Source organism: Pseudomonas sp. SWRI154, from assembly GCF_014268645.1.
Lineage (GTDB): Bacteria > Pseudomonadota > Gammaproteobacteria > Pseudomonadales > Pseudomonadaceae > Aquipseudomonas > Aquipseudomonas marvdashtae.
In genome coordinates this window covers 1-1804 of sequence record NZ_JABWQW010000062.1, presented here as the reverse complement: position 1 = coordinate 1804, position 1804 = coordinate 1, and the positions used below count along the sequence as shown (strand labels likewise).

The 1804-nt window shown below is 47.2% G+C and carries 3 protein-coding genes; all 3 read left to right on the top strand.

Annotated features, from left to right (window positions below; genetic code table 11):
• On the top strand, window positions 1–722 hold a 722-nt coding region (locus HU806_RS26690; protein ID WP_186615783.1), incomplete at its 5' end, for an RHS repeat-associated core domain-containing protein.
• Entirely contained in the window at window positions 722–1138 is a 417-nt protein-coding gene (locus tag HU806_RS26135) for a hypothetical protein (protein WP_189672587.1), read from the top strand. The genes HU806_RS26690 and HU806_RS26135, both read left to right, overlap by 1 nt.
• A 96-nt stretch (window positions 1139–1234) precedes the next feature.
• Window positions 1235–1657, top strand: a complete 423-nt coding sequence (locus HU806_RS26130) for a hypothetical protein (RefSeq protein ID WP_186615779.1) — start codon at window positions 1235–1237, stop codon at window positions 1655–1657.
• Window positions 1658–1804 lie beyond the last annotated feature (147 nt).

Here is a 1804-nt window from a genome sequence, read left to right as displayed (position 1 = left end):
ACCGGGAAAGCGGCCTGCATTACAACCGGCACCGGTACTACAATCCGGAGACGGGGCGGTACCTGACGGCGGATCCGAGCAAGCTCAAGGGAGGGCTTAACGGGTATCGGTACACCCTGAATCCGACGGGGTGGGTGGATCCGTTGGGGTTGGAAACTTGCCCGGGCGATGGGTGTAAAAAGCCCGTCGTTGGAGAGCAGGATCCGGCGGCTAAGGTTGGGGTGGATGAGGGCGAGCCAGCGCTGCCGATGACGGCGGAGCAGCGGCGGGCGCGGATTGATGAGTTGGGGGAGGCGAATGCCAAGCGACGGGTTGTTGCTATGGAAGAACGATACGGTATGCACACCGTCGAGAAGCACAGTTCAGAAATATCAGACGCTGCGCTCAAACAGCGGGCCATTAATGGGGCGAATCCGCATACCGGTGAAATCCCCAGAGGAGCTAATGGTAGCTTAAGTTCTCAGTTCAGCAACTGGCGAATTCATTTAAATGCGCTAAATAAAGCTATGACAAGAGAAAGGCTTGGTCTGGACCAGTTTACGGGTGTGGATCATAGAAACGATAGGATTGTTAGGCAGGAGTTACCTGGGGTGGGACGTGGTTATAAACCAAATAGAAGAGATTCGCAAAAACCAACACTCAACGAAAATTTAAACTGGTTCGAAGTAAAATTTAATTCAGATGGCGTGCCATATACCGGATTTCCTTCGGAGAGGAAGTGATGCTAAAACATCCTTATGTAAATAAAGAGTTTGTTCCTGATCTCATGTGGTTTGTTGGACAGTTTGATGTGTATGATCGCGAAGAGACTCGCGGGGCGATGCTGGAAGTTTACAATCCGGATAACGAGCACGATAGATTAGAGCTTATTCGTAAATATGGCCTGGATCTGAAGTGTTTGTCTTATAGGCATAAATATGTGCTGCTGTCATTTCTGGAGGAAAAACTCAATGATCCAGATTTTGATTTTCAAAGTGTGTTCTATATAGAGGAGGATTGCGCTGGCAGTTGGCCTCGTGGAGAATGGTATAATTTGAAAAATCCCAGAGAGTTCTTTAGGAATGTCTATGTAATAGCAAAAGAAAAATGGAAGGAGGATGTCGAAAAGGCTGCCCTTGAAGACCCGTTCGATTGGTGAATGTGTTGGAAGGTAGATAGTGGGGATTGGGTTTTCAGAAAGTATAGAACTGTATAGTCACTCCCTTTGAAGGGATAGTGAGTTGGAGATTTAATTGTGTTGAATGCTCCGTTCGCTGAGCTGCAATACGAACCCACCGTTGATATGTTTTTGGCGGGACTTGACACTGAGTATCAGGGGCGAGAATTTAAAGATGAAATATTGAAGCTTGACCCAAATAGCAAGGTGGGTCGGGCGGAAATAATAAAAAAATACATTATTAAGAGGCAGGAGCATTTGTCATATAGGCATAAATTTTTGCTTTTCAAAAAGCTGGAGTGCGCGCTATTAAATGAGGATTACGATTTTTCTACCGCATTTGAATATGACTACGAGGCGAATGAACCATCATCTTCGCCTTGGTCAGCCTCTGAGATCGATACGCCTCGTAGCTTCTTTGAGGATATTTTCAGTATTGCGAAGGATGTTTGGAGCGTTGATGTTTCGAAGGCCACTATGGAAGATTCTTCCGCATGGTGATATCGACAGGACCTTCTGATCCATCTATAAGCAGGAAAGGGACAGATTTAGTTTTTAGTCGGGTCGACCGGCCAGTTACCTGGGCCGGCCTCCCACAGATCCGGACGTGCGCAATTCACGCATCCGGCTCCTCAGTAACAGGGTTTG

Bases quoted from the DNA above. Each gene is read 5' to 3' on its own strand.
- HU806_RS26135 (WP_189672587.1), top strand. From the start codon at position 722: ATGCTAAAACATCCTTATGTAAATAAAGAGTTTGTTCCTGATCTCATG.